We start from the raw sequence: 23,276 nt of genomic DNA, 5'->3' as shown, positions 1-23,276 counted from the left end.
CATTTCCACGGTAGCTGACAAGCGGAATAACATTCCAAGGAAGTCGCTGGACTACCGCACACCCCTGGAGGCATTTTTGAGTCACCTGAATGGAATGGACTTGTCTAGCTTATATTGACAAACGGAATGAAATAAAAATGGATGCCCGGAACAATGTAAATTGTTTCGGGTTTTTGCTTGCCTTTTTACTGGCAAAGAATTACCATGATAATAGATAATTATTAAAAAATTCAGAAAACAAAGTTTATTATTGCAATTTAATTTCATTTGGGTTATAAGTAAATTATATATATATTATACAAAAATTATACAATGAAAAGGAGTGGTAGAGTTGAAGAAAATTTTTGTTTCAATGTCAGTCGCATTAGCCTTGGTATTTTCATTGTTCGCAGCAGGGGTCATGGCGGATAGTCATACAGCAAAACTGAGAGTGGTTCATGCTTCTCCTGATGCACCGGCAGTAGATGTATATGTAAATGGCGAACTTACGCTGGAAGAAGTACCGTTCAAAGCGGATTCAGGTTATCTGGATGTTCCGGCAGGCACACATAATGTAGAAGTTTTTGCAGCAGGAACTGAATATGCAGAAGGTGAAGCGGTTCTTCAGGCAGATCTGACCGTTGAAGCAGGACAAGCCTATACTGCAGTAGCGGCCAACACAGTTGATGCGCTGGAATTTGTTGTAGCAGAAGATTCAATGGAAGTTACTGAAGGCCAAGCGAAAATCCGCGTCGGCCACCTGTCTCCTGATGCACCTACAGTTGATGTTGGTTTGATTGGTGGAGATGCATTGTTCAGTGGTGCAGAGTTCCCAGGAATTACTGACTATATAGAAGTGGATCCTGGCACTTACGATTTGGAAATCCGCCTGCCGGATGGCACACAAGTCCTGCCATTGGAAGGTACTGAACTGGAAGCAAATACCGTCTACAGTGTTTTCGCAGTAAACTCAGCCGATGCTTTGGAAGTGATCGCTTTGGTTGATTACGAAGCAGCTGCTTCCCCGGATGAAATGCCGACAACCGGTTTGGGTGCCCCTGAACAAAACCAGGCCAACTGGATGCTGGTGATTGGTGCAATGGCTGCAGTTATTGCTGGAGGACTAGTGTTCAGAAAACGGTTTCAAAACTGATGTTCGCATCTTCATGATCGGTTTGGTTGTTTTGCTCGCCGGCTGTCAGGAAACGACGGACGAAGTGGGTGTTCGTTCCAAAGATGCAGGCTTTGCCACTGAAAGGACGTATGCCGCACCTGCTGTGACAGCGAAGGCTCCAGCAGAAAACCCGATCAACGCATTGAAGCGGGAAGGAATAGAACCTGAAAAGATTCTTATTCCTGCCATCGGCGTTGAGGCGGATGCACTCCATCTTGGCACAACAGAAAATGGAGAGATGGATGTTCCGGATACGATCGAGGATGTCAGTTGGTTTGAACCTGGTTACAAGCCTGGTGAGAATGGACGGGCAGTGATTGCAGGGCATGTTGATGGCATCAATGGCCCAGCAATCTTCTGGGATCTTACGGAATTGGAAGCCGGAGACGAAATAATTGTTGAAGGCAATGGCGAGAAATTGGTTTTCAGAGTCTATGCAATGGAATCTGTTGAATTGGAGCTCGCCGATGTTCAGTCGGTATTCGGTTACCGCTCTTCGCCGGAATTGGTGCTGATCACTTGTTCGGGCGATTACGATCAGGAGCGGGGAACAAGGGAAGAACGGCTCATTGTCTACACAGAGTTGGTTGAAGAATAATAAAAAGCGTTTTCCGGAAATGGAAAACGTTTTTTTTATTTGTCTGGATAAAAAGAAAATAAGATTAATTGGAATAAATTTATAAATTAAATTTAAATTGTATAATATTTATAATTATAGAAACTTTTTTACTATAGACTATGTTCCTGTTGTAAAATTTGGTATTATTAAATGCATTAGGTATATTTTTGCGGTTTTCGACATATTTCGCCGCTATTTCATCACCTGTGGGAGGACAAAAACTAATGAACAACAGAAATCGTCCATCAATAGAAAATATACAGGACACTGCTGTATCCAATAGAAACAAAGAAACGATTTCAAATAAATCTGTGTTCGAGTTGATCGTCCAAAAGGTGCCCGTGAGCATGTATGTTATGTCAGAAGGAAAATTTGTCTATGTGAACGAAAGTTTGTGTGTTCTCCTTGGCTATACTGAAGAGGAGTTTTTATCAGGTGATATTGTGTTGGAAAACACAATTCACCCGGAGGACCTTTCGATAGTGCGGTCCCGAATTTCCGGAAAAGCGCAATTTACTTCGGAACAGATGCGTTACCGGGTCAGGCTTATCAAAAGTGATGGAGATTTTCTACACGCAGAAATCCACTCCAACCTGTCTGAATGGGATGACAAGCCTGCTTTTATCGGAAGCGTAACAGATGTAACAGAAGAAGTTATGGCACAAAGCCGTTTGAAGGAAAGTGAAGAACGCTATAATTCCCTCTTCTTTGAAAATCCGGATGCCATCTTCTCCTTGGATAGGGAAGGGAACTTTATGAATGTCAACCCGGGTGCGCTTGCGTTGTCAGGCTATACCTATGATGAATTGATGGAAATGTCATTTGCTCCAATGATTGTACCGGAACATCTGGATAAGGCACTCCATTATTTTTCTGAATCCTTGAAAGGCAGTACGAATCGTTACGAAGTGGATCTCTACGGCAAAGATGAAAGGCTGATCCAGCTTGAAGTGACAAACTTTCCTATGACCCAGCAGGGGAAAATAACTGGAGCGTATGGAATCGCTAAAGATATTACCAGCCGGAACGAACATAAGAAATTGCTTGAAGAGCTGGCTTTTTTCGACCACTTGACGAAGCTTCCCAACCGCAAATTATTTGATGACCGTCTGCAGCAGGCGTATAAAATTCTAAAGGATAAGGGTACTGAGTATGCTGTCCTGTTTTTAAACCTGGATCGCTTTAAATACATTAATGATTCTCTCGGCTATGAGTATGGGGATGTCTATTTGAAACAGGTATCCCGCCGGATGGTGGAGTGTGTCGATGACTCAGCGACTGTCGGCAGATTTGCCGGCGATGAGTTTGCGGTACTGTTGCCCGACGTCAGCAAGGAAAGGGCTGTCGACTGGGCAAAAAAACTGAACCAGGTATTGTCGGAACCGGTTGAAGTGCTGGGCCATCAACTATCGTTGACGGTGAGCATTGGCATCGCATGTTCAGAAAGAACCCATGAAGATTTGATAAAACAGGCAGAGTCCGCCATGCTTTACACAAAAAAATACTGCAAAAACAGTTACTCTCTTTATTCATATGAGCTGAACAAAGAAACTGTCGATAAATTGACGATCGAAAGGGAATTGAAAGCGGCCGTGCGCAACGATGAATTCCTCATGCACTATCAACCGATCATAGATTTGAGGACAGGTGAACTGAGTGCGATGGAAGCGTTGATCAGATGGAATCACCCGGAACTCGGCATGGTTCCGCCTGATTGTTTCATCCCGGTGTCGGAAGAAAGCGGGCAGATTGTTGCGATCGGCAAATGGGTGCTTTATACAGCGTGCGCGCAGAATAAGATCTGGCAGAACAGGGGTTATGCGCCGTTTCGCATCTGTGTGAACATCTCGACAATCCAGTTGCAGCATCCGAATTTTGTGCAATTGGTGAAAAGCATCCTCGAAGAAACGGGTCTTGAAGCCGGATGGCTGGAGCTGGAAGTCACGGAGAGCATCCTTCTTGAAGATACGGAAACGCTGAAAGAAAGTTTGGGTAAATTAAAGGCTCTCGGCATTTCGATGTCGATTGATGATTTTGGAACCGGCTTCACATCACTGAATTATTTGCGTCAATTTTCCTTTGACCGCGTGAAAATTGACCGCAGCTTTGTGCAGGACATCAACAACGAACTGAATGGAAAAGCCATTACTTCAACGATCATCACATTGGCCCATAAACTTGGAATGGAAGTGGTTGCTGAAGGGATCGAAGACTCTGTACAGCTTTCTTATCTGACAGATGAACTGTGCGATGAAGGCCAGGGCTATTATTTCTGCCGGCCGAAAGCGGGGGATCAGCACGACCTGGTGGCCATGAACAAAAAGTGAGCTGATCCAGGAAATTATAATCCCCGCTTGGAATACATTGAAGCGCTAAAAGCCAACGCACTGCAGTTTCAGCTGCAGTGTGTTGGCTTTCTTTTTCGGATAAGTGGTATAGTTGGAAAGAAAAAAGACTTTTCAGACAAAGGTGGATGGTATGGTGAATAAGATGGAAGCGTTGAAAAAGGCATATGATGAAACAAGTTACCAGCTTTCGGGGCACGCACCGAGAAATGTGAAAGTATTAAAGCAGGCATTTCAGGACATAGATGAAGAAACACAAGCGGATATCTACGGAACCGGTTCTGCCATCAACGATTTCGAAGAAAAAATGGCCGGATTCCTCGGGAAGGAAAAAGCAGTGTTTTTTCCGAGCGGGACGATGGCTCAACAAATCGCGCTGCGCATCTGGTGTGATGAAAAAGCCTCCGCCAAAGTCGCGTACCATCCTTTATCCCATTTGGAGATACACGAAGAAGACGGACTCAAGAAATTACATGGCATCAAAACAGTGCTGTTGACGGATAAAGACAGTGTGATTCAGCTGGATGATGTCAAAGCAATGGATCCCGATGTGTCCTGTGTTCTGCTCGAATTGCCGCAACGGGAAATAGGGGGGCAGTTGCCGGATTTTGAAACACTGCAGGCAATCTCGGGTTATTGCCGTGAAAACGATATCCGTCTCCATCTCGATGGGGCAAGGATTTTAGAGGCACTGCCGTTCTACGGAAAATCCATCGAGGAAGTATGCCGCCTGTTCGACAGTGTCTATCTGTCGATGTACAAAGGAATCGGAGGAATTGCCGGAGCCATTCTGGCAGGAGATGCAGGCTTTATCAAGAGCTCGAAGGTCTGGAAAAAACGCCACGGCGGCGATTTGATTTCTCTTTATCCCTATATTTTCAGTGCGGATTATTATTTCGAGCTGCGCAAAGACAGAATGGCGAATTATTTCGAATCGGCAAAAGGACTTGCAGCACAATACAATTCCTGCAAAGGGATCACGACGCTGCCCGCAGTGCCTGTATCCAATATGTTCCATGTACATATCAATAAACCGAAAGAGGAAACTGCGGAAATACTGGCAGAAGTGCAGCAGGATTCCGAAGTCGGGCTATCAGGTTATGTCCGGGCCATTGATTCGGCCAATTGCTATTTTGAAGTCAGCCTGGGTGATGCGTACCCGAACGTCCCGCAGGAGAAAGTCGATCTGGCTTTCAGGCTGCTGGATGAGAAGATGAAAGCTTAACAGATGATAATGAAAGAGGAAGAGAGGCTTTTCGCTTTAACGGCGAAAAGCCTCTCTTTGTTGTCTTCGATCCATTATTTGAAAGATAAGTGCATTTTGATGGCTATGGAAGTTGAACTAATGAATCACAAGGAACACGCCGCTTCTCACAAAGGCAAGGGTTATGCGGAAAATCAACTGCTGCAGCTGTTTATTTCTATTTATATAGAAAAAACCTTATCTTACTCACACCTTCGGCAAGTCCTGGACAAGTGAAATGAACGCCCTAGAGGCGTAAGGCATGTATCGATTTTTCGCCGAAATGATGCCGAGCCTCCACGGGAAGGTATGGGTCAGGGAGATGACTTTAAACGGACCATCCTTGACCCGTTCGCATATCAGTTCGGGCATAAGTGTTACGCCGAGATTTTTCTCAACCATGCCGACGATGAAATCCCATTGGGAGCTTTCGTAAGCGACTTTGGGTGTAAAGCCTTCCGAGATGCAAAAATCGACGGTTCGCCCGTTCAGCGTAAACTCTTTGCTCAACATGAGGAAAGGATCGTCCTTGAACTCGATGAGGTCGACCGTCTCGAGTTGGGACAAAGGGTGGGATTCGTGGACAAGCAACTTTATTTCCTGATGGACGAAAGGCATCACTTCGAATTTTTCTTCATCGACCGGCAGCATGACGAAGCCGAGGTCCACTTCTCCTTCGTCCACTTTTTTTTCCACAGTTTTCGCGCCGTCTTCTGCCAGCATAATCGACACATCGGGAAATTTCTTTTGGAATTCAGCAATGATGGTAGGGAAGAACAGTGTACTGATAACCGGTGGGAGTCCGATTTTTATTTTGCCTTTGTTCAAATTCATCACATCGTAAAGGGAGGAAGAAAGATCGTCCAGGCTGTAAATGATTTTCTGGGCTTGGATATAAACGATTTCTCCAGCATCCGTAAGACGGATTTTTCGGGCTGAACGATCGAATAAAACAACGTCCAGGTCCTGTTCAAGGTTTTTGACCATTTTGCTGAGGCTTGGTTGGGTGACGTGCATCGTCTGCGACGCTTTGGTAAAACTTTTATGTTTAGCCACCTCTACAAAGCAGGTTAATTGGCGGATATCCATTGGATGCTCCTTTTATTTATAACGAATAGTTATAGATAGTATAGTTTTTATTCATTTTACCTATCGATATAGTCGATGTACACTAAAAAAAGTATTCAGACACAATGTTGTAACAAAATTCAATTTTTTCCGGCAGGTGAAGTAAGCGCTTGCAAAAAAATGGAAAACCTCAGGTATTGTGGATTCGATGGATCAATTATTATGCAAGGGGGGAAATAAAATGTTAAGTATGATCGGATTGATCGGGGGACTTATCTTACTCATCGTATTGACGATGAGGGGCTGGAACCTTTTAGTGGCAGGCCCATTATGTGCGCTTGTTGTCGGCCTTTTCAGTGGAATGCCGCTATTCCCGCAATTGGTGGGAGAAGGGGAATCGAATTTTTTAACTAATTATATGACGAGTTTTTCCGGTTTTATCACTTCCTGGTTCCCGATGTTCCTGCTTGGGGCAATTTTCGGTAAAGTAATGGAGGACAGCGGAGCGGCTGACAGTGTATCCCGCTGGCTGGTAGGAAAGTTCGGACTGAAAAAAGCGGTTCTTGCAATCGTCATTGCCTGTGCGGTTCTTACATATGGTGGAGTGAGTTTGTTCGTTGTAGCTTTCTCGGTTTATCCAATGGCATTGAGCCTCTTCAAACAGGCGGATCTTCCACGCCGTTTCATTCCAGCGGCACTTGCATTCGGATCGGTGACTTTCACGATGACCTCTGCCGGTTCACCTGAAATCCAGAACTGGATTCCAATCGAATATTTAGGCACTACGCCATACGCCGGCTGGGAAGTCAGCATTTTGGTTGCCGTGTTCATGATGATTTTCGGTTATTGGTGGCTGAAGCGGATGATCGGCAAGGCAGTCAGCAAAGGGGAGCGCTTTGAAGCACGCAAGACGGATCCGGTCATTAAAGACCGCGATTTGCCAAACCCGTTGATGGGTCTTATTCCATTATTGGTTGTGCTGATTATTTCGTTTACCCTGCACGACGTGTTGATGACATCGGCGTTGATTCTTGCCCTTCTTGGCGGGATTATCGCTACATACGCAATCAACCGGAAATATTTCACAAACATCAGCAAAGCAATTTCTGATGGAACCATCGGCGCTTTGATCGCCATCGGTAACACGGCGGCAGTTGTCGGATTCGGCGGCGTGGCAAAAGCGGTTCCAGCTTTCGAAGTCGCTGTAAATGCCATGACGAACATTCCCGGCAGCCCGCTGATCGGCGGCGCACTTGCTGTCAGTGTTATCGCAGGATTGACCGGCTCTGCTTCAGGCGGCCAGGTTATTGCCCTGCCGTTATTGGCACCGCACTATATCGATATGGGCGTCAATACCGAAGCATTGCACCGTACTGTTGCAATTTCTTCCGGAGCGCTCGATTCACTGCCGCATAACGGTTATGTCGTTACAACAATCCGCGGTATCTGCGGTGAGTCGCATAAGGATGCCTACGGTCCAGTGGGCGCTGTAACAGTAATCGTTCCATTGCTCGGTCTGGCGTTGGCGATTATCCTGTTCTCACTGGGTCTGGGACTTTAATCTAAACGATAAATGAAAGATTTTCTAAGGATGGAGGCAAGCGTTATGGTAAGAGATAAAGTTGTATTCATCACAGGAGCTGCCAGCGGAATCGGCTATGAAATCAGTCGTGATTTCGCGGAGTCAGGGGCGAAGATCGTCCTGACGGATATCAATGAAGACGCGGTGAAAAGCGCCGCAGATGCGTTGGTGGAAGAGGGACATGAATGCATCGGCATCAAATGCGATGTCACCAATGAGGAAGAAATCATTCAGGCCATTGCCCAAACGGTGGAGGCATTCGGTACATTGGATATTCTGATAAACAATGCCGGAATGCAATATATTTCTCCCATTGAAGATTTCCCTACGGAAAAATACGAATTATTGATCAAAATTATGCTCGTCGCACCGTTCATTGCGACAAAGCATGCGTTTCCGGTCATGAAAAAACAGGGCTACGGCCGCATTATCAACATGGCCTCCATCAACGGATTGGTCGGTTTTGCCGGAAAAGCGGCATACAACAGCGCCAAGCACGGCGTCATCGGCTTGACGAAAGTGGCTGCTTTGGAAGGTGCGGAACACGGCATAACCGTCAATGCGATGTGCCCGGGCTATGTGGACACGCCGCTTGTCCGAAACCAGCTGGGCGATTTGGCGGAAACGCGAAACGTCACCCTGGAAAAAGTGCTTGAAGAAGTGATTTATCCGCTGGTTCCGCAAAAGCGTTTGCTGTCTGTCCGGGAAATTTCGGATTATACGATGTTCCTGGCCAGCGACAAAGCTTCCGGCGTCACCGGACAGGCTGTCGTCCTTGATGGTGGCTATACAGCCCAATAAAAAAAGAACCCGATGTGAGATTTTTCACATCGGGTTCTTTACTATTGTATGCAGTCATTTCAACCGAATCTGCAAGCATTCTTTCATACAAGTGCAAATTTTGTTGATACGGGTTTTCATAGCTGGCCAAACTGTGCTTGCGAATGGACATGAAAGTTTCATCATCTGCTATTTGGTGATGGCTGTTCATTTTTTCAGCATGGTTCCACGCAGTAATTTCAAATTCTATATTCATCAATTGTTCGTCCAAAACGACTTTCAAAAAATCGGGATCAGTATACAGGCTGTCTCTAGGTGCAGCTTTTTTGGTGTTGTAGACTTCAAGTGTCCAAGGCAGTGACGCGAGCAATGCTTCGCGGTCGGCCGCATGACCAAGTTCGTGCAAAGTCATTACTTCAATATAAATTTTTAAGGGAACTGATATCGGAAGCTCATCCTTTGCCTGTTGAACACGTGCCAAGTCTACTCCCACATGATTGTGGATGAAATTATAACTCATATTGATGCCCTTGCTGTGTTCTGTCAACTCCAGCTTGTTACCTGTTAAATCCATTATCGAGTATATCCAGCCTTTAATCATGTTTCTTTTTTTGCTGTTTGTCATCTTACTTTTTTTAATCCCCCAAATGATAAAAATTTATCTCTTTTATTAATTATATAAAAATAGCGATAAACTCACAAGTAAATGATTCTGGAAAACAAAAAATTCTCAAAAAAGGATCAGTGCATGTTCCACTGATCCCTGTATTATTGACAATTACCCCAGAAACTTTTCAACCACACCGAGAAACAGCCGATCCTGTTCCACGTTCGGTGCATGACCGGAATCCTGGAATTCCATATAATCGGCATTCGGGATTCCAACGGCAGTTTCCCGGCCTTTCTCCGGAGGGTTCAGGCCGTCATGCTTTCCGCTGATGACGAGGGTTTCTGCCGTAATCTTTTTGAGCTCATCACGGAAATCAAAATCCCTTAAAGCCGCAGAAGCGGCAGATTGCTCGTCGCCATTCAGCATTCGGCTGTTTTTGGCAATGGTTTTCTGCCACACATTGACGGCTTCCTGATTGTGGAAGATAAGCTCGGAAGACATGGCCAACTTTTCCGCAATGCTCATCCCTTCCAGCTCATCTTTGTAGCGGTCAAACATTTCCGCCATTGATGATTTTTCTCCGCAGGACTTGGTTGCTGCAAGTATCAGCTTCTCCACACGTTGCGGCTGTTTAATGGCAATGCCCTGGGCAATATAACTTCCCATTGATACGCCCAGTATATTCACGGAGTTCAGACCAAGATGATCGAGAAGGGCAATGGCGTCCGCCACATGGTCATCCATGGTGAACTCGTCCGGCCGATCGGACTTTCCATGTCCGCGTGAATCCAGGGCAATAATTCGGAACTTATCTTTCAAATAACCAATTTCCCTGTAAAACATCTGATGATTGCTGGTTAACCCATGCAGCAAAAGAAGGGGGCGGCCCTCACCGAATTCTTCGTAATATAATTGTGTTTCCTTGTTGTGAAAAAACGGCATATCTATTCTCCTCTTTAAACTTTGTGATTTTACACTATACCCGAATTCCTGGATACTAAAAAACCCGTTGCGAATGCACGGGTATATTTTTCAGTGATGGGAAGGATAAATTTTGTTGTAGTGATCGATGGCTGCGAATAGGGCAATCAGCACAAACAGGAAAGCGAGCGTCATATACCATGGGAATTCACTGATTGATTGCCCGAAAGCGGTATAAACGATTGCTGGTAATGTAAATCCAACTGCTGAGTAATACATATATTCCTTGAAGGTTTTTGTCATATCCATCAGATAAAAACACAGGAGTTGAAAATGTACAAACGGCATGATGCGTAAAATCATTACCTGGCCGACGCTAAGTGTTCGGTGGCCAAAAATTTTTTCCTTCAGATGGGTCATTTTGTTATGGAATGCCGGCAAATGGTTCAACAGGAAATAAGTTACTGCACTCATAAGGATAAGACCAATATATGACAATACAGCTCCTTGAACAAAACCGAACGCTACCCCTCCGAGTATGCACACAGCAATGACTGGCAAGAACACGAAGGGTCTGATCAAATGTAGAATCAGAAAGAAAACAGGAGCCATCCATCCGGCATTTTCGATAAAGGCTTCAACCCAATTGTCCAACTGGTCCATAGTGGCCTCCTTAAAATGCGATATGACATCAATAAAGAAGGATAAGGCAAAAAATCTTAGTTGGCAAATAATTTGCCTGAGCTTTAGTGCTTTTTTGTTTTACAGAATCAGATAAAAGCAAAGAACTTTGATAAACTGGAGTCAGAGCCGGATTCTGACATTTTTTTGGTTCATTCCATCATAAGGGAGATGTTCATCGTGAAATCGACAGAAACCATTTTTCCAATCGATAAAGTCCGGACGCAATTTCCGGCGCTTGAACGCGTTTACAAAGAAAGGCCTGCTGCTTATTTTGACGGCCCTGGAGGATCTCAGGTCTTGCTGCAGTCCATTACTGCCATCTCGGGTTATATGCAGCGAGGGGGAGCCAATCTCCATGGGACATTTCCATCAAGCTGGGAAACAGAACAAGTGATTACAGAAGCTCGTGAGGCGGTTGCCGACTTTCTGAATGTGCAGGCAAACGAAGTGGCGTTTGGCGCAAATATGACAACACTGACAATCGGAATTGCCAATGCACTTGGCAAACAGTTCAATGCAGGAGATGAAATTGTCGTAACCGAAATGGATCACCGTGCAAACGTCGATCCGTGGTTGATGATGGCAGAAGACCGGGGTTTGACTGTACGCTGGATACCTGTTGATAAAGAAAAGCTGACTCTGGACATGCAGAATGTTAATGCCATTATCAATGAAAAAACAAAACTCGTGGCGCTTGGTATGGCTTCAAATGCAATCGGCACGATCGTAGACCTCGAACCTGCTGTCAAACGGGCAAGAGAGGTCGGCGCCCTCGTTGCGGCAGATGCCGTGCATGCAGTACCTCATATGCCGATTGATCGTGATCAGCAGGATATTGATATTCTTTTGTGCTCTGTTTATAAATTTTTCGGACCGCATATTGGAATCGCCGCAATCCGGGAAAATGTGTTTAAGGATCTGGTGCCGTATAAATTGACGACTTCGCCCTCCTATTATCCGGATAAGCTGGAAACCGGTACCCAAAATCATGAAGGCATCGCCGGCATCCGGCCGGCCATCGAATTTTTCGCTTCATTCGGTGAAGGGGAGACGCGGCGTGAAAAGATACTTTCCGGTTATCTGGAAATTGAAAAATACGAAAATGGTCTCGCGGGGCGTCTGCGTGAAGGCCTGAGCCAGATTGACAAAGTCACGCTGTGGCAGGCAGCGGATGATGTGCCGAAGACACCGACGATCGCATTCCAGGTGGCAGGTTATGCCCCTTCGGAAGTCTGCGTGATCCTGGCGGAAGAACACAGCATTTTTACAGCGGCGGGCCATTTCTATGCTTCCACCTTGGGTGACGTGCTGGATGTCAATAGGACCGGCGGCTGGGTGCGCGCCGGACTGGCGCCATACAATACGGAAGAAGAAGTCGAACGGTTTATCAACGCAATTGCTGCTTTGTAAGCTGAAATCTCATTAGTTAAGATTTTTATAATAGTCCCGACCAAAGCAAAAGGCTCCGCATGCGCGGAGCCTTTTGCCAGTTTGTTGAGAAAGAAAAGTATGCAATCGATATTCCGCAAAACAGCTTCGCTTGCCAAAACCCGTGCTCCTGCATCGCTGCGCTAGCTTCGTCGCAAAGAGCCGGCCTTGCAGGCTACGGCCAACTCTTGGCTCGCGCTGAGCTAACTCGGTCTCGTTGCACTTCGCCCGAGTGGATCTCAGCACTTCGTCGGCATATGCCTGCTCCCCTGGGCGTCTGCGCTGTTTTGCTCCATATCACCAATCACTTTCAATATAGGATATTCATTTCCGCTTTTTTAAAATATAGAAGTAGGTCCTATATTCCCCAACTGAATCAGAGTGAAGTGACAGACGGTGAAAGGCAAAGTGGTGCTCCTGCATCGCTGCGCTGCTTCGTCGCAAAGACTTGTCCTCGCAAGCTTCGGCCAATGTCTTTCCTGCGGGAACCAGAGCGAGTCCTGAGACCCCGCAGGGAAGGTTTGACCGAACACCATTCGGTCGAACCTTTGCGACGAAGCGCAGAGCGCTGCAGGAGCATCGGTTTTCGAAGCGGACTGAGGAGGCTTAGGCCGCTCCCCGCGGAAAGCATCCGTCTAGAACGTAATGATTATAGAAGATTATAGAAGTTGATGGTTTCACGACAGCCTTTTGCTTTACCCATTTTATTGGCTGAATTTTAAAAAACACGTCCAGTTATTCCGCAGCCTTGTGCGAGAATGGGCATTTGCCCTCGAGCGGTTCACTGTCGTCACCGATGAAGAATTGCTTCCATTCGTTGTGTTCGGGGTCGCCGAAATGGCTGATATCCGGATGCGTCGGAAGCTGGTCCCATTTTTCGACACGCTGGCGGACTTTTTCCCGCGACATGATGCCCCCTTTTTCAGTTCCGGTCAGGCCTTCAAAAATACGGCGTGGTTGGAAGCCGAGGACCATGGCATTTCCAAGGTCCCGGGTTTTCCGCCGTTTATAGGCAGGGGCATTGCCGAAGATGAAAATCGGTTCGCCTTTGAAAACGAAATCCCATAAATAATGATCCGGATCTTTTGGCTTGTCAGACGGCCATTCCATATCGTCCATATTATGTAAGTATTGCAGTATCGTCCAAAATTCATCGCGATATTGCTCCAGGCTGCCTTCCGTTTCGAATGGTTCCACAAATACAAAAAGGCCATGGCGCTTGTGTTTTGGATCATTGAACAAAGACAGGAACTCTTCCACCGCCACAGGCAGGGAAGACCAGTCCTCGCGGCTTATGTATGCGTATCTCAACTCGCCTTTCAGTTCGCCGCTCATTCCGAAATAGCAGGGGAAAGTTTTGTCTGTAACCGTATTGTGGAATGTCTCGTATTCTTTCAGCAGCCATTCCGGCAGATCCTGGCGCGTTGCGAAATCTTCTTTGGTCAATAAAGCTTTATATGCTGTAACCATATTTTCTCTCCTCCGATACTTTTAGCGTGCTTATCTTTTATTTCCTCTTTTCCGTTGATTTTAAACTTTTGATACGGAATGAATAGAGTGATAGCAGACGAATAAAATGGTACACTCTATAGAGCGATGTTATTTCGAAGAAGAAATGCATAACTCCATTTTTCGCAAAGGAAAATGAACAAAAGGAGAATGAAATTGACACAACATAATTACACTGAAGAGACGCCACCGAATTACGAGGAATTGAAAAAAGCTGCAAACCGCATGGCCAACTGGAAAGAACGTCTGGCAGCTGTTGAGGAATTGGGTAATTGGAAAACGGAACAGACAATCAGTATCCTGTTGAACCGTATGAATAATGATCCGGTTTATCAGGTCCAGGAAGCGGCTTATAATGCGCTGCGCAATTTCGGCGAGAACGTCGAAATGCCGGAACGCAATGAATATGAACTGATCAAAGATACGGACAAAGTGCTTGTGCGCATCAAGAAAAGTTTGCCTGCCGATCACAGCTACGAGGATTTCAAAATGAAACTGCAAAAAATGCGCAGTGATATTTATGATACGTATAAAGGAGATAAGGGTGAAGATTTCGAAGCTTGGCTCCAAGCCCGCTGGGAAGCTGCACCTGTAAGAACAAAACGATAAAATAGAAGCCGGTGCAGGGATTCCCCGCACCGGCTTCTATAATTTTATTGCATAAACCTGTATTTGCACTTTCCATGCCATATTACATATACTTGCTGATAATCGGTTTCAGCCTGAATCCAAAGACGCCGGCAAGCACCGCCAGAATCAGATCTTTCGGAAACGGGGGCACCATCCATGCCCAAGCCATCGCATAGCTGAAACCTTCCGGTGCTGCAAACCACAATTTATAGGCGGCATACATCCAGTTGGTGCCGAAAACATAGTTTACGAACAAGCCGGCAAGTGCCGCGATGACAAATCCTTTGCGTGTCGGGAATTTTTCAGCAATCAAGCCGGTTACATATGCAACCATGATAAAAGAGAGGATAAAACCGAACGTCGGGGAAATGATGGTATCCATCCCGCCGGAGAATTTTGCGAAAACTGGCACTCCAGCCAAACCGATAAAGGCGTAAACCACCATTGAAGCGGCGCCGAGCCGGCTGCCAAGAAGAATGCCCGCAAGGATGGCGAAGAAAGTTTGCAAAGTAATCGGAACCCCTCCGATAACCAGGAATGAGGTAAGGTTGGCGCCAATTGCCATCAGCGCGGAAAACATCGCAATGTGCACCAGTTTCAATGTTCTGGAATGGTTGGCGGATCTTGTTTTTGAATATGTAGTCATGGTAAACCTCCAATAATTTAATCTACTTAGAAGTATAATAAACGGGAGAAAATGAGTCAACCATTTTTTTTATTTAAGTTAACACAATAAAAGTGCTTCCTGCTGTGCTGCTGTATCAAGATTCCCAATCGTGCTGACTTCATGTTAGAATATTCCCTGTTTACAGCGAGAGGAGTGGTTGAATGGCGGACTGGTGGAAGAAGTCGACTGTTTATCAGATTTATCCAAGAAGTTTCATGGACTCGGACGGCGACGGAATCGGAGATTTGAAAGGAATCATTCAAAAATTGGATCACCTTGCGGAGCTTGGAATCGGCATTGTCTGGCTGTCGCCGATCTATGATTCGCCGAATGACGATAACGGCTATGACATCCGGGATTATCAAAAGATCATGGCTGAGTTTGGAACAATGGGGGATTTTGAAGAATTATTGAAGCAAGTGCATGCTAAGGGGATGAAATTGATGATGGATCTTGTCGTCAATCACACTTCCGATGAACACGAATGGTTCAAAGAAAAACCGGAATATTACATATGGCGTGACGAACCGAATAACTGGCGGTCATTCTTCAGCGGATCGGCCTGGGAATTCGATCCCAGCCGGGAGCAATATTTCCTTCATCTGTTTTCAAAAAAACAGCCGGACTTGAATTGGGAAAATCCGGACATGCGGAGAGCAGTTTATGCCATGATGCGCTGGTGGCTGGATAAAGGCGTCGACGGTTTCCGGATGGATGTCATCAATCTGATTTCTAAAGATCCCGATTTTCCGGATGGCCCGGATGGCGACGGCAGCAAGTATTTCATGAACGGCCCGAAGGCCCATGACTATCTGCAGGAAATGAACAGGGAAGTGCTCTCTGGCTATGATATTGTCACAGTCGGCGAGATGCCGGGCGCGACAGTTTCGGACGCAGTCAAATACACAGCTGAAGAGCGCAGGGAAGTCAATATGATCTTCACGTTCGAGCATATGGGGCTCGACCAGGCAAGCGGAGAGAAATGGGATTTGAAGCCGCTCAGACTGACGGATCTGAAATTCAATCTGGAGCACTGGCAGCAGGCCCTTTACAACAAAGGGTGGAACAGTCTTTACTGGAACAACCACGATCAGCCGCGCATCGTCTCGCGCTTCGGAAACGACGGCGAATACCGCCTCGAATCAGCAAAAATGCTGGCGGCCTGTCTCCACTTCATGCAGGGGACACCTTATATCTACCAGGGAGAAGAAATCGGCATGACGAACGTCCAGTTCGAAGGGATCGATGAATATCAGGATATCGAAACCCGCAATATGTATGAGGAAAAGCGCAGTCAGGGAGTTCCGCATGAAAAGATTATGGAATCGATTTATGTGAAAGGCCGCGACAATGCACGGACCCCGATGCAATGGAATGCAGAAGCACACGGCGGATTTACGACTGGAACACCGTGGATTTCCGTGAACCCGAATTATTCCATCATCAATACAACGAATAAAGACGACGAAAAATCGATTTATCAATTCTATAAAAAATTAATCGAAATGCGCAAAACGATGGCTATCATCACACACGGCAATTTCACATTGCTGCACAGGGAAGACGAAAATGTTTTTGCCTACAAACGTGAAACCAGCGATGAAAAATTAACGGTCTACTGCAATTTTTCAAGCCTGCAGCATGCCTTCCCGATGCCCGAAGGCGAACGGCTGATCCACAATTACGACAGTCTCGAAAGTTCGGAAACATTGGTTTTGCGTCCTTACGAAACGGTCGCATTCCATAAAAGGGGCTAGAAATTGAGAAAATATCAGTTATGATAAGAGTACTTCACGTAAGAAGAGGGGGAACTCGATGACGAATGTATTGGGTGTTGATATTGGGGGAACAAAAATTCGCCTGGGCATCATTGATGCAGCCGGCACCATTTTATATGATGAAAGAATTCCGACGAAATTTCCGCTTTATCCTTATCTGGAGGAAAACGTTCGGCGGATACTGGGGAAATTTCCTGAGGTGGAAGCTATCGGAATCGGCACGCATGGTTTTGTCGATCCTGCATCCGGCAGCATCATCTTTTCTACGGAAGCATTGCCCGGCTGGACCGGCACAAAAGTGAAACAACAATTGGAGGCGGCTGTCGGCAAACGGGTGGAAGTCGAAAATGATGCCAATTGCGCGGCACTTGCGGAAGTGAAATTCGGAGCGGCCAAAGGCCAGGCTCGGGTTGTATGCCTGACGCTAGGGACAGGTCTTGGCGGCGGCATCATCTGGGACGGCAAACTGCTGAGCGGCGGACCGCACGGCGGAGCAGCTGAACTTGGCCATATGACACTTTATCCCGGTGGAGCACTATGCACCTGCGGCCGCAAAGGTTGTTATGAACAGTACGTTTCCGGGACGGGTATTCAGCGGCGCATCAAAGAAGCCGGACTGGCCATGACGCCGCTTGAAATGTTCGAATCCGCGGCAACAGACATTCGATCCAACGAATTATTGGAAGCGTTCACATACGACTTGGCAGTTGTCATCAGCTCCCTGCAGGCAGCCTTTGATATGGAATCGGTCGTGCTGGGAGGCGGAGTGTCGGAATCAGCCCGTTACTGGCTGCCGCAATTGTTACGCCAGCTCGAGGCTTTACTGCTCAACCCATTGGACATTAAAACAGCGCAATTCGGCAACGATGCCGGAATATTGGGCGCTGCATTACTTGTATTGGAAGGAAAGTGAAATCGTGGCAAAATTATTGATGGACCAGTTAACCAAAACTTACGATAACAAAGTGACAGCTGTAGAAAATTTTAATCTGACTGTGGAAGATGAAGAGTTCATTGTCTTCGTCGGCCCTTCCGGCTGCGGAAAATCGACGACGCTGCGGATGATTGCCGGACTGGAGGACATCTCGGCAGGCACATTTTCAATCGACGGAAAACGGATGAACGATGTGGAACCGAAGGACCGCGACATTGCGATGGTATTTCAGAATTATGCTTTGTATCCCCATATGACTGTTTATGAAAATATGGCGTTCAGCTTGAAACTGAAGAAAATGCCGAAAGAAGAAATCAAGGAACGTGTCAGAAATGCCGCTGAAATACTAGGCCTGATGGAGTACTTGAACAGAAAGCCGAAAGCCTTATCGGGTGGACAGCGTCAGCGTGTGGCACTTGGACGGGCAATTGTCCGGGACGCCAAACTATTCCTGATGGATGAACCTTTATCTAATCTTGATTCAAAATTGCGTGTGCAGATGCGGACGGAAATCTCCAAGCTTCACCAACGGCTGAAAACGACAACCATCTATGTAACGCATGACCAGACCGAAGCGATGACGATGGCTACACGGATTGTCATCATGAAAGACGGCGTCATTCAGCAAGTCGGCACTCCGAAAGAAGTTTACGACCAGCCGGACAATATTTTCGTGGCGGGCTTTATCGGATCTCCTGCGATGAATTTCTTTAAAGGACGCATCGAAGGCGACTCTTTTGTGATGGGACAGACAAAACTGCTTATCCCTAAATCAGCAATGCCTGAAGGCCGGGATGGCCAAGAAATTGTTATCGGTTTGCGGCCGGAACATATTACGCATAAACCGCATGCGCAAGTAGACGTTCTCGAAGTCGATCTGGATGTTGTGGAGCTGATGGGCTCTGAATATATGGTATACAGCAAAATTGAAGGGCACTCGTTTGTTGGACGGGTTGATGCCAATTTCGAACTGGCGGCAGGCACTGTTTTCCCGATGCTTTTTGAAATGGATAAGGCACGTTTCTTCGACCCGGAAACAGAAGTCAGAATCAAATAAAAATTTTTTGTTTGATATTGTGCAAACGTTTTCACTGTGATAAGATACTAACAATTGGAAGTTGGAAACGCTTTCTTAAAAAAGTTTCCGTTTTTATTTTCGTCATTGTGCAAACGATTGCACAAAACTCAAAGGGGGATTATAAACATGAAAGAGTTTAAGTTCAAAAAAGGATTGCTCGCGTCATTACTGGTTACAACGAGTTTGCTGGCTGCTTGCGGCAACGGCGGAGATGAAGAAGGTTCTGCCGCTGAAGGCGATAAAGTAACAGTAGATATTTTCCAATTCAAAGTGGAATTCAAGGAACAATTTGAAAATGTCGTGGAAATGTATGAAAAAGAAAACCCTGATGTAAATATTGAAATCACAACAGTAGGCGGCGGAGAAGATTACGGCGCGGCATTACGTTCGAAATTCGCTTCAGGCAACGAGCCGGCAATTTTCAACATCGGTGGACCGCAGGATGTTGCTGACTGGAATGACAGCCTGGCGCCATTAACTGACACAGCTGCTGCAGAAGCAGCACTTGACGGAACACTTGAAGGCGTCACAGTCGATTCCGAAGTGCTTGGTTTACCATATAACCAGGAAGGTTACGGATTCATCTACAACATTCGCCTGTTTGAAGAAGCGGGAATCGACCCAGCTTCTATCACAGACTTCGCAAGTTTGGAAGAAGCTGTGAAAACACTTGACTCGAAAAAAGAGGAACTTGAAATTGAATCGGTTTTTGCGTTGCCGGGCAAAGAAAAATGGGTAACAGGATTGCATTTATCAAATACATTCATTGCACCTGAATTTGACCATAATGTAATGGATGCATACGATTCGGAAACAATTGATTTCACATATTCTGATGCATTCAAAAAAATCCTTGATCTTCAAAACGACTATTCAAAACAGCCGACAGTCAGCCTCGATTACTCTCAGCAGGTTGAAGAACTATTCTCGCTGGAGCGCGTGGCAATAATCCAGCAAGGGAATTGGGCATACGGTTCAATCGCCGGAATTGACCCTGAATTTGCCGAAAATGGCATCGGCATGCTGCCGATACCGGTTGAAGGCTATGAAGAAGGCGGTCTTCCAGTAGGAGTGCCAATGTACTGGGCGGTAAACAAAAATCTTGATGAAGAAGTAGTTGAAGCCTCAAGGGAATTTTTAGATTGGCTTTACACATCTGAAGCTGGTAAGACAGCCGTAGTGGAAGACTTTAAATTCATCCCTGCCTATGAAGGCTATGATACTTCGAAAATTTCAGATCCATTGTCAAAAGCAGTTTATGATGCTTCCCAAGCTGGCGAAACAATCGGATGGGTATTCATGGGCTACCCGACTGGATGGGGCGAAGATGAACTTGGCTCAAGCATCCAAAAGTATTTGAGTGAAGAAGCGACATGGGAAGAAGTTATAGAATCAGCGAAAGCCGCTTGGGAATCAAGCAGACAATAAACCAGTAAAATAAATAAGCTGGAGACAAGAACAAAGCAGCCTCTGTGCTGCTTTATTTTGTCTTTATGCTTCTATTGCAGAAAGGAAGGGCTTAACGTATGCGTACGAAAGATTTTGCTTATTGGTTGTTCCTGGCCCCGGTCTTGATCGCTTTGACACTTGTGGTAGTCGTACCGATGCTGCTGGGCGTCTACTATTCCTTCACAAGCTGGAACGGTATCACGACAGGCGGGTTTGTAGGCTTCCAAAATTATATCGATCTTTTTAAGGATGAAAGATTTTTGGATTCCTTATGGTTTACTACAAAATTCTCCGTGGTTTCAGTGATCCTTATTAATTTTATCGGATTGTCGCTGGCATTGATCGTAACATCGCGCATTAAATCCAGTACTCTTCTCCGGACGACTTTCTTCATGCCGAACCTGATCGGCGGTTTGATCCTGGGATTCATCTGGCAATTCATCTTCGTTAAAGTTTTCGCAAGTGTCGGAGAAATGGTTGGTATGGAGAGCTTGCAGGTATGGCTAGCCACAACAGAAACAGGGTTCTGGGGTCTGGTCATTTTAATGAGCTGGCAAATGTCCGGCTATATCATGGTAATTTACATAGCTTATTTACAAGGATTGCCGAATGAACTGCTCGAAGCTTCTGAGATTGACGGAGCATCAACATTCCAGCGTTTCCGCTATATCATCTTTCCATTGGTTGCGCCGGCATTTACTGTCAGCATGTTCCTGACTTTATCTAATACATTCAAACTATATGACCAAAACCTGTCTTTGACAGGCGGAGGACCTTATAATTCGACTGAAATGGTGGCCATGGAAATTTTCAATACAGCATTTGTGCAGAATGCATTTGCATATGCTCAGGCAAAAGCAATCATTTTCTTTGTGATTGTTGCCATTGTCGCATTGTTTCAGGTTTACTGGAATAAACGCCGGGAGGTTGAAATGTAATGAGAAAAAAGAAGAATTGGAAATTGGAGATTCTCGGGATTCTTCTCGGCATTTTGTGGCTATTGCCCTTTTATTTAATGTTCGTCAATTCGTTCAAAACGAAAAAAGAGATATTTACGGATGTGACAAGCCCTCCGGAGCTATGGAGTTTTGATAATTACATTACCGCTTTCGAGGAACTCGATTTCATGCAGACCCTATTCAATTCGCTGCTGATTACTGTCTCAAGTGTCTTATTGATCATCATCTCTTCAGCAATGGCAGCCTATGCGCTCTCCCGGGCAAAAAGCCGGATCAGCACAATTTTGTTTTTCACGTTTGTTGCGGCAATGCTGATTCCGTTCCAGTCGGTTATGATTCCGCTTGTAACGGTTTTTGGCCAATTTGAAATGCTGAACCGCGGTGGTCTGATTTTCATGTATATCGGATTTGGTGCCAGTCTGTCGATTTTCCTTTATCATGGCGCACTGAATAACATCCCGCGATCTTTGGACGAGGCAGCACGCATCGACGGGGCCAACCGCTGGCAGGTTTTCTGGCACATCATCTTCCCGATGTTGAAGCCGATCACTGTAACGGTAGCTATTTTGAATATTATCTGGATATGGAATGATTTTCTTCTTCCATCTCTGGTCATCAATCAAACCGGAAGTGAAACGATTCCACTCAAAATGTTTTTCTTTTTCGGAGAATACACGAAACAGTGGCATCTGGCGCTTGCAGGTTTGACACTTGCCATTGTGCCGGTCATCATCTTTTATTTCTTCGCACAGCGGGCGATCATCAAAGGCGTTTCAGACGGTGCCGTAAAGTAAAGGGGCGAGTAGAGTGGCAATTACAATCAAAGATGTTGCGAAAGCAGCATCGGTTTCACCGGCAACAGTATCTCGCGTTATCGCGGATAATCCTCGAATCAGCGATGATACAAAAAAGAAAGTGCGGGAAACGATGAAGCACCTTGGCTATTATCCGAATTTCCAGGCGCGTAATCTGGTTATCCAAAAAACCCAGACTATTGGCATCATTATGGCGGATTCAGCAACACTAGCTTTTCAGAATCCATTCTTTCCTGAAGTGCTTCGCGGCATTTCGAGCAGGGCCCATGAAAGCAAGTTCGGCCTGTATTTGTCAACAGGTGCCACTACTGAAGAAATATACGAAGAAGTCATTTCGATGACCCAGGGAAAAAGAGTGGATGGAATCATACTTTTATACTCCAGAATCGGCGACAAAATTATGGAATACCTATACAATAGCAATATTCCATTCTCAGTTGTCGGTCGTCCGGATGTCCATACAGACTCGATTTCCTATGTGGATAATGATAATGTCGGAAATGCTCGTGAAGTTGTCAATTACCTGATCGGCCTTGGCCATCAGGGCATTGCCTATATGGGCGGCGGTTTGGAATATGTGGTTTCACTGGACCGTTTAAAGGGCTATCAGAATGCATTGGAAAAGGCATCCTTAAGCTTTGATCCGGATTTGATCGTCAATCAGTCGATCAGCGTGGGATTGGAAGAGCAGGCGGTAAGACGATTGATGGAACTGCAAAAGCCGCCGACCGCTATTGTGACGCATGACGACCTCATCGCTTATGAGCTCATCAGTTATTTGCAGGATATGAAAATTGATGTTCCCGGCGATGTATCGGTATTGAGCTTCAATAACCATTCACTGTCGGAACATCTGAAGCCGCCGCTCAGCACCGTGGATATCTCGATTTATGAACTGGGCATTCATGCGGCAGAATTGGTGCTTGAAAAAATAAAAGACAGGGAGGCCCCGGTGAGGGAAATCACAGTGCCTTCACGGCTTATCGAACGCGGATCTTGCCGAAGTCTTTGAAAGGAAATGAAC

At 45.8% G+C, this 23,276-nt stretch carries 21 protein-coding genes and 1 pseudogene; 16 read left to right on the top strand and 6 right to left on the bottom strand.

All coding sequences use genetic code 11. The features are described 5' to 3' along the window. The 5 genes and pseudogenes from DIJ65_RS13870 to DIJ65_RS13850 form a co-directional block, all read left to right on the top strand. Positions 1–118: pseudogene (locus tag DIJ65_RS13870) on the top strand (IS30 family transposase); the annotation flags it as partial. Between the two features lie 213 nt (positions 119–331). Next, entirely contained in the window at positions 332–1,132 is an 801-nt protein-coding gene (locus tag DIJ65_RS13865; protein ID WP_117303126.1) for a DUF4397 domain-containing protein, read from the top strand. A 13-nt stretch (positions 1,133–1,145) separates the two neighbouring features. After that, positions 1,146–1,751 (top strand): class F sortase, encoded by a 606-nt coding sequence (locus DIJ65_RS13860; protein ID WP_117303127.1) that lies wholly within the window; start codon positions 1,146–1,148, stop codon positions 1,749–1,751. 245 nt (positions 1,752–1,996) lie between these two features. Continuing rightward, positions 1,997–4,099, top strand: a complete 2,103-nt coding sequence (locus DIJ65_RS13855; RefSeq protein ID WP_117303129.1) for a sensor domain-containing protein — start codon at positions 1,997–1,999, stop codon at positions 4,097–4,099. Positions 4,100–4,253: 154 nt separating this feature from the next. Beyond that, complete coding sequence (locus DIJ65_RS13850; RefSeq protein WP_117303169.1) at positions 4,254–5,342, top strand: threonine aldolase family protein; 1,089 nt, start codon at positions 4,254–4,256, stop codon at positions 5,340–5,342. A 225-nt stretch (positions 5,343–5,567) separates the two neighbouring features. Here the strand turns inward: DIJ65_RS13850 and DIJ65_RS13845 are convergent, their stop codons facing one another. After that, the gene (locus tag DIJ65_RS13845) at positions 5,568–6,449 is read right to left on the bottom strand and encodes a LysR family transcriptional regulator (protein WP_117303131.1); all 882 of its coding nucleotides are present in this window, start codon (positions 6,447–6,449) and stop codon (positions 5,568–5,570) included. A 220-nt stretch (positions 6,450–6,669) separates the two neighbouring features. Here DIJ65_RS13845 and DIJ65_RS13840 point away from each other — a divergent pair, with 220 nt between their 5' ends. Both DIJ65_RS13840 and DIJ65_RS13835 read left to right on the top strand, forming a co-directional pair. Then, complete coding sequence (locus tag DIJ65_RS13840; protein ID WP_117303133.1) at positions 6,670–7,989, top strand: GntP family permease; 1,320 nt, start codon at positions 6,670–6,672, stop codon at positions 7,987–7,989. 45 nt (positions 7,990–8,034) lie between these two features. After that, the gene (locus DIJ65_RS13835; protein ID WP_117303135.1) at positions 8,035–8,811 is read left to right on the top strand and encodes a 3-hydroxybutyrate dehydrogenase; all 777 of its coding nucleotides are present in this window, start codon (positions 8,035–8,037) and stop codon (positions 8,809–8,811) included. Here the strand turns inward: DIJ65_RS13835 and DIJ65_RS13830 are convergent. The 3 genes from DIJ65_RS13830 to DIJ65_RS13820 all read right to left on the bottom strand — a co-directional run bounded on the left by DIJ65_RS13830 (position 8,765) and on the right by DIJ65_RS13820 (position 10,984). Then, entirely contained in the window at positions 8,765–9,415 is a 651-nt protein-coding gene (locus tag DIJ65_RS13830) for a hypothetical protein (protein WP_071152015.1), read from the bottom strand. The two genes, DIJ65_RS13835 and DIJ65_RS13830, sit on opposite strands and share 47 nt — an antisense overlap. Before the next feature lie 153 nt (positions 9,416–9,568). Further along, positions 9,569–10,342, bottom strand: coding sequence for an alpha/beta fold hydrolase (locus DIJ65_RS13825; RefSeq protein WP_117303137.1), 774 nt, complete (start codon positions 10,340–10,342; stop codon positions 9,569–9,571). 90 nt (positions 10,343–10,432) lie between these two features. Then, a complete protein-coding gene (locus DIJ65_RS13820; RefSeq protein WP_117303139.1) occupies positions 10,433–10,984 on the bottom strand; it encodes a TVP38/TMEM64 family protein in 552 nt (183 codons plus the stop codon). Positions 10,985–11,173: 189 nt separating this feature from the next. On the opposite strand from DIJ65_RS13820, the gene DIJ65_RS13815 reads away from it, so the two are divergent. Continuing rightward, complete coding sequence (locus DIJ65_RS13815; RefSeq protein WP_071151798.1) at positions 11,174–12,415, top strand: cysteine desulfurase-like protein; 1,242 nt, start codon at positions 11,174–11,176, stop codon at positions 12,413–12,415. Between the two features lie 753 nt (positions 12,416–13,168). On the opposite strand, the gene DIJ65_RS13810 is transcribed toward DIJ65_RS13815, so the two are convergent. Continuing rightward, positions 13,169–13,903 carry a YqcI/YcgG family protein gene (locus tag DIJ65_RS13810; RefSeq protein WP_117303141.1) on the bottom strand — a complete coding sequence of 245 codons (735 nt, stop codon included), beginning with the start codon at positions 13,901–13,903 and terminating at the stop codon, positions 13,169–13,171. A 189-nt stretch (positions 13,904–14,092) separates the two neighbouring features. On the opposite strand from DIJ65_RS13810, the gene DIJ65_RS13805 reads away from it, so the two are divergent. Then, entirely contained in the window at positions 14,093–14,551 is a 459-nt protein-coding gene (locus DIJ65_RS13805; RefSeq protein WP_071151799.1) for a HEAT repeat domain-containing protein, read from the top strand. Between the two features lie 82 nt (positions 14,552–14,633). Here DIJ65_RS13805 and DIJ65_RS13800 read toward each other — a convergent pair whose 3' ends face one another. Then, entirely contained in the window at positions 14,634–15,218 is a 585-nt protein-coding gene (locus tag DIJ65_RS13800; protein ID WP_071151800.1) for a biotin transporter BioY, read from the bottom strand. Between the two features lie 182 nt (positions 15,219–15,400). Here DIJ65_RS13800 and DIJ65_RS13795 point away from each other — a divergent pair, with 182 nt between their 5' ends. From DIJ65_RS13795 to DIJ65_RS13765, 7 genes are all read left to right on the top strand, one after another. After that, complete coding sequence (locus DIJ65_RS13795) at positions 15,401–16,996, top strand: glycoside hydrolase family 13 protein (RefSeq protein WP_117303142.1); 1,596 nt, start codon at positions 15,401–15,403, stop codon at positions 16,994–16,996. 58 nt (positions 16,997–17,054) lie between these two features. Continuing rightward, the gene (locus DIJ65_RS13790) at positions 17,055–17,930 is read left to right on the top strand and encodes an ROK family protein (protein ID WP_117303144.1); all 876 of its coding nucleotides are present in this window, start codon (positions 17,055–17,057) and stop codon (positions 17,928–17,930) included. A 4-nt stretch (positions 17,931–17,934) separates the two neighbouring features. Further along, on the top strand, positions 17,935–19,008 hold the full coding sequence (locus DIJ65_RS13785; RefSeq protein ID WP_117303146.1) for an ABC transporter ATP-binding protein: 1,074 nt from the start codon (positions 17,935–17,937) through the stop codon (positions 19,006–19,008). 147 nt (positions 19,009–19,155) lie between these two features. Then, complete coding sequence (locus DIJ65_RS13780; protein WP_117303148.1) at positions 19,156–20,457, top strand: ABC transporter substrate-binding protein; 1,302 nt, start codon at positions 19,156–19,158, stop codon at positions 20,455–20,457. 98 nt (positions 20,458–20,555) lie between these two features. Continuing rightward, the gene (locus DIJ65_RS13775; RefSeq protein ID WP_117303150.1) at positions 20,556–21,416 is read left to right on the top strand and encodes a carbohydrate ABC transporter permease; all 861 of its coding nucleotides are present in this window, start codon (positions 20,556–20,558) and stop codon (positions 21,414–21,416) included. After that, on the top strand, positions 21,416–22,231 hold the full coding sequence (locus tag DIJ65_RS13770) for a carbohydrate ABC transporter permease (protein WP_117303151.1): 816 nt from the start codon (positions 21,416–21,418) through the stop codon (positions 22,229–22,231). The genes DIJ65_RS13775 and DIJ65_RS13770 overlap by 1 nt, the downstream gene beginning before the upstream one ends. A gap of 13 nt (positions 22,232–22,244) precedes the next feature. Beyond that, positions 22,245–23,264, top strand: coding sequence for a LacI family DNA-binding transcriptional regulator (locus DIJ65_RS13765; RefSeq protein WP_071152371.1), 1,020 nt, complete (start codon positions 22,245–22,247; stop codon positions 23,262–23,264). Positions 23,265–23,276: the final 12 nt, after the last annotated feature.

Origin of the sequence: Planococcus salinarum (genome assembly GCF_007004625.1) — a bacterium.
GTDB classification, from domain to species: Bacteria; Bacillota; Bacilli; order Bacillales_A; family Planococcaceae; genus Planococcus; species Planococcus salinarum.
Note: the sequence above shows the minus strand (reverse complement) of the source record. Positions and strands in the feature narration are given on the sequence as shown.

Excerpts from the sequence above, each read along its gene's own strand:
- DIJ65_RS13860 (WP_117303127.1), top strand. The coding sequence starts at position 1,146 with ATGATCGGTTTGGTTGTTTTGCTCGCCGGCTGTCAGGAAACGACGGAC.
- DIJ65_RS13855 (WP_117303129.1), top strand. The coding sequence starts at position 1,997 with ATGAACAACAGAAATCGTCCATCAATAGAAAATATACAGGACACTGCT.
- DIJ65_RS13845 (WP_117303131.1), bottom strand. The coding sequence starts at position 6,449 with ATGGATATCCGCCAATTAACCTGCTTTGTAGAGGTGGCTAAACATAAA.
- DIJ65_RS13840 (WP_117303133.1), top strand. The coding sequence starts at position 6,670 with ATGTTAAGTATGATCGGATTGATCGGGGGACTTATCTTACTCATCGTA.
- DIJ65_RS13835 (WP_117303135.1), top strand. The coding sequence starts at position 8,035 with ATGGTAAGAGATAAAGTTGTATTCATCACAGGAGCTGCCAGCGGAATC.
- DIJ65_RS13830 (WP_071152015.1), bottom strand. The coding sequence starts at position 9,415 with ATGACAAACAGCAAAAAAAGAAACATGATTAAAGGCTGGATATACTCG.
- DIJ65_RS13825 (WP_117303137.1), bottom strand. The coding sequence starts at position 10,342 with ATGCCGTTTTTTCACAACAAGGAAACACAATTATATTACGAAGAATTC.
- DIJ65_RS13820 (WP_117303139.1), bottom strand. The coding sequence starts at position 10,984 with ATGGACCAGTTGGACAATTGGGTTGAAGCCTTTATCGAAAATGCCGGA.
- DIJ65_RS13815 (WP_071151798.1), top strand. The coding sequence starts at position 11,174 with ATGTTCATCGTGAAATCGACAGAAACCATTTTTCCAATCGATAAAGTC.
- DIJ65_RS13810 (WP_117303141.1), bottom strand. The coding sequence starts at position 13,903 with ATGGTTACAGCATATAAAGCTTTATTGACCAAAGAAGATTTCGCAACG.
- DIJ65_RS13805 (WP_071151799.1), top strand. The coding sequence starts at position 14,093 with ATGAAATTGACACAACATAATTACACTGAAGAGACGCCACCGAATTAC.
- DIJ65_RS13800 (WP_071151800.1), bottom strand. The coding sequence starts at position 15,218 with ATGACTACATATTCAAAAACAAGATCCGCCAACCATTCCAGAACATTG.
- DIJ65_RS13795 (WP_117303142.1), top strand. The coding sequence starts at position 15,401 with ATGGCGGACTGGTGGAAGAAGTCGACTGTTTATCAGATTTATCCAAGA.
- DIJ65_RS13790 (WP_117303144.1), top strand. The coding sequence starts at position 17,055 with ATGACGAATGTATTGGGTGTTGATATTGGGGGAACAAAAATTCGCCTG.
- DIJ65_RS13780 (WP_117303148.1), top strand. The coding sequence starts at position 19,156 with ATGAAAGAGTTTAAGTTCAAAAAAGGATTGCTCGCGTCATTACTGGTT.
- DIJ65_RS13775 (WP_117303150.1), top strand. The coding sequence starts at position 20,556 with ATGCGTACGAAAGATTTTGCTTATTGGTTGTTCCTGGCCCCGGTCTTG.
- DIJ65_RS13770 (WP_117303151.1), top strand. The coding sequence starts at position 21,416 with ATGAGAAAAAAGAAGAATTGGAAATTGGAGATTCTCGGGATTCTTCTC.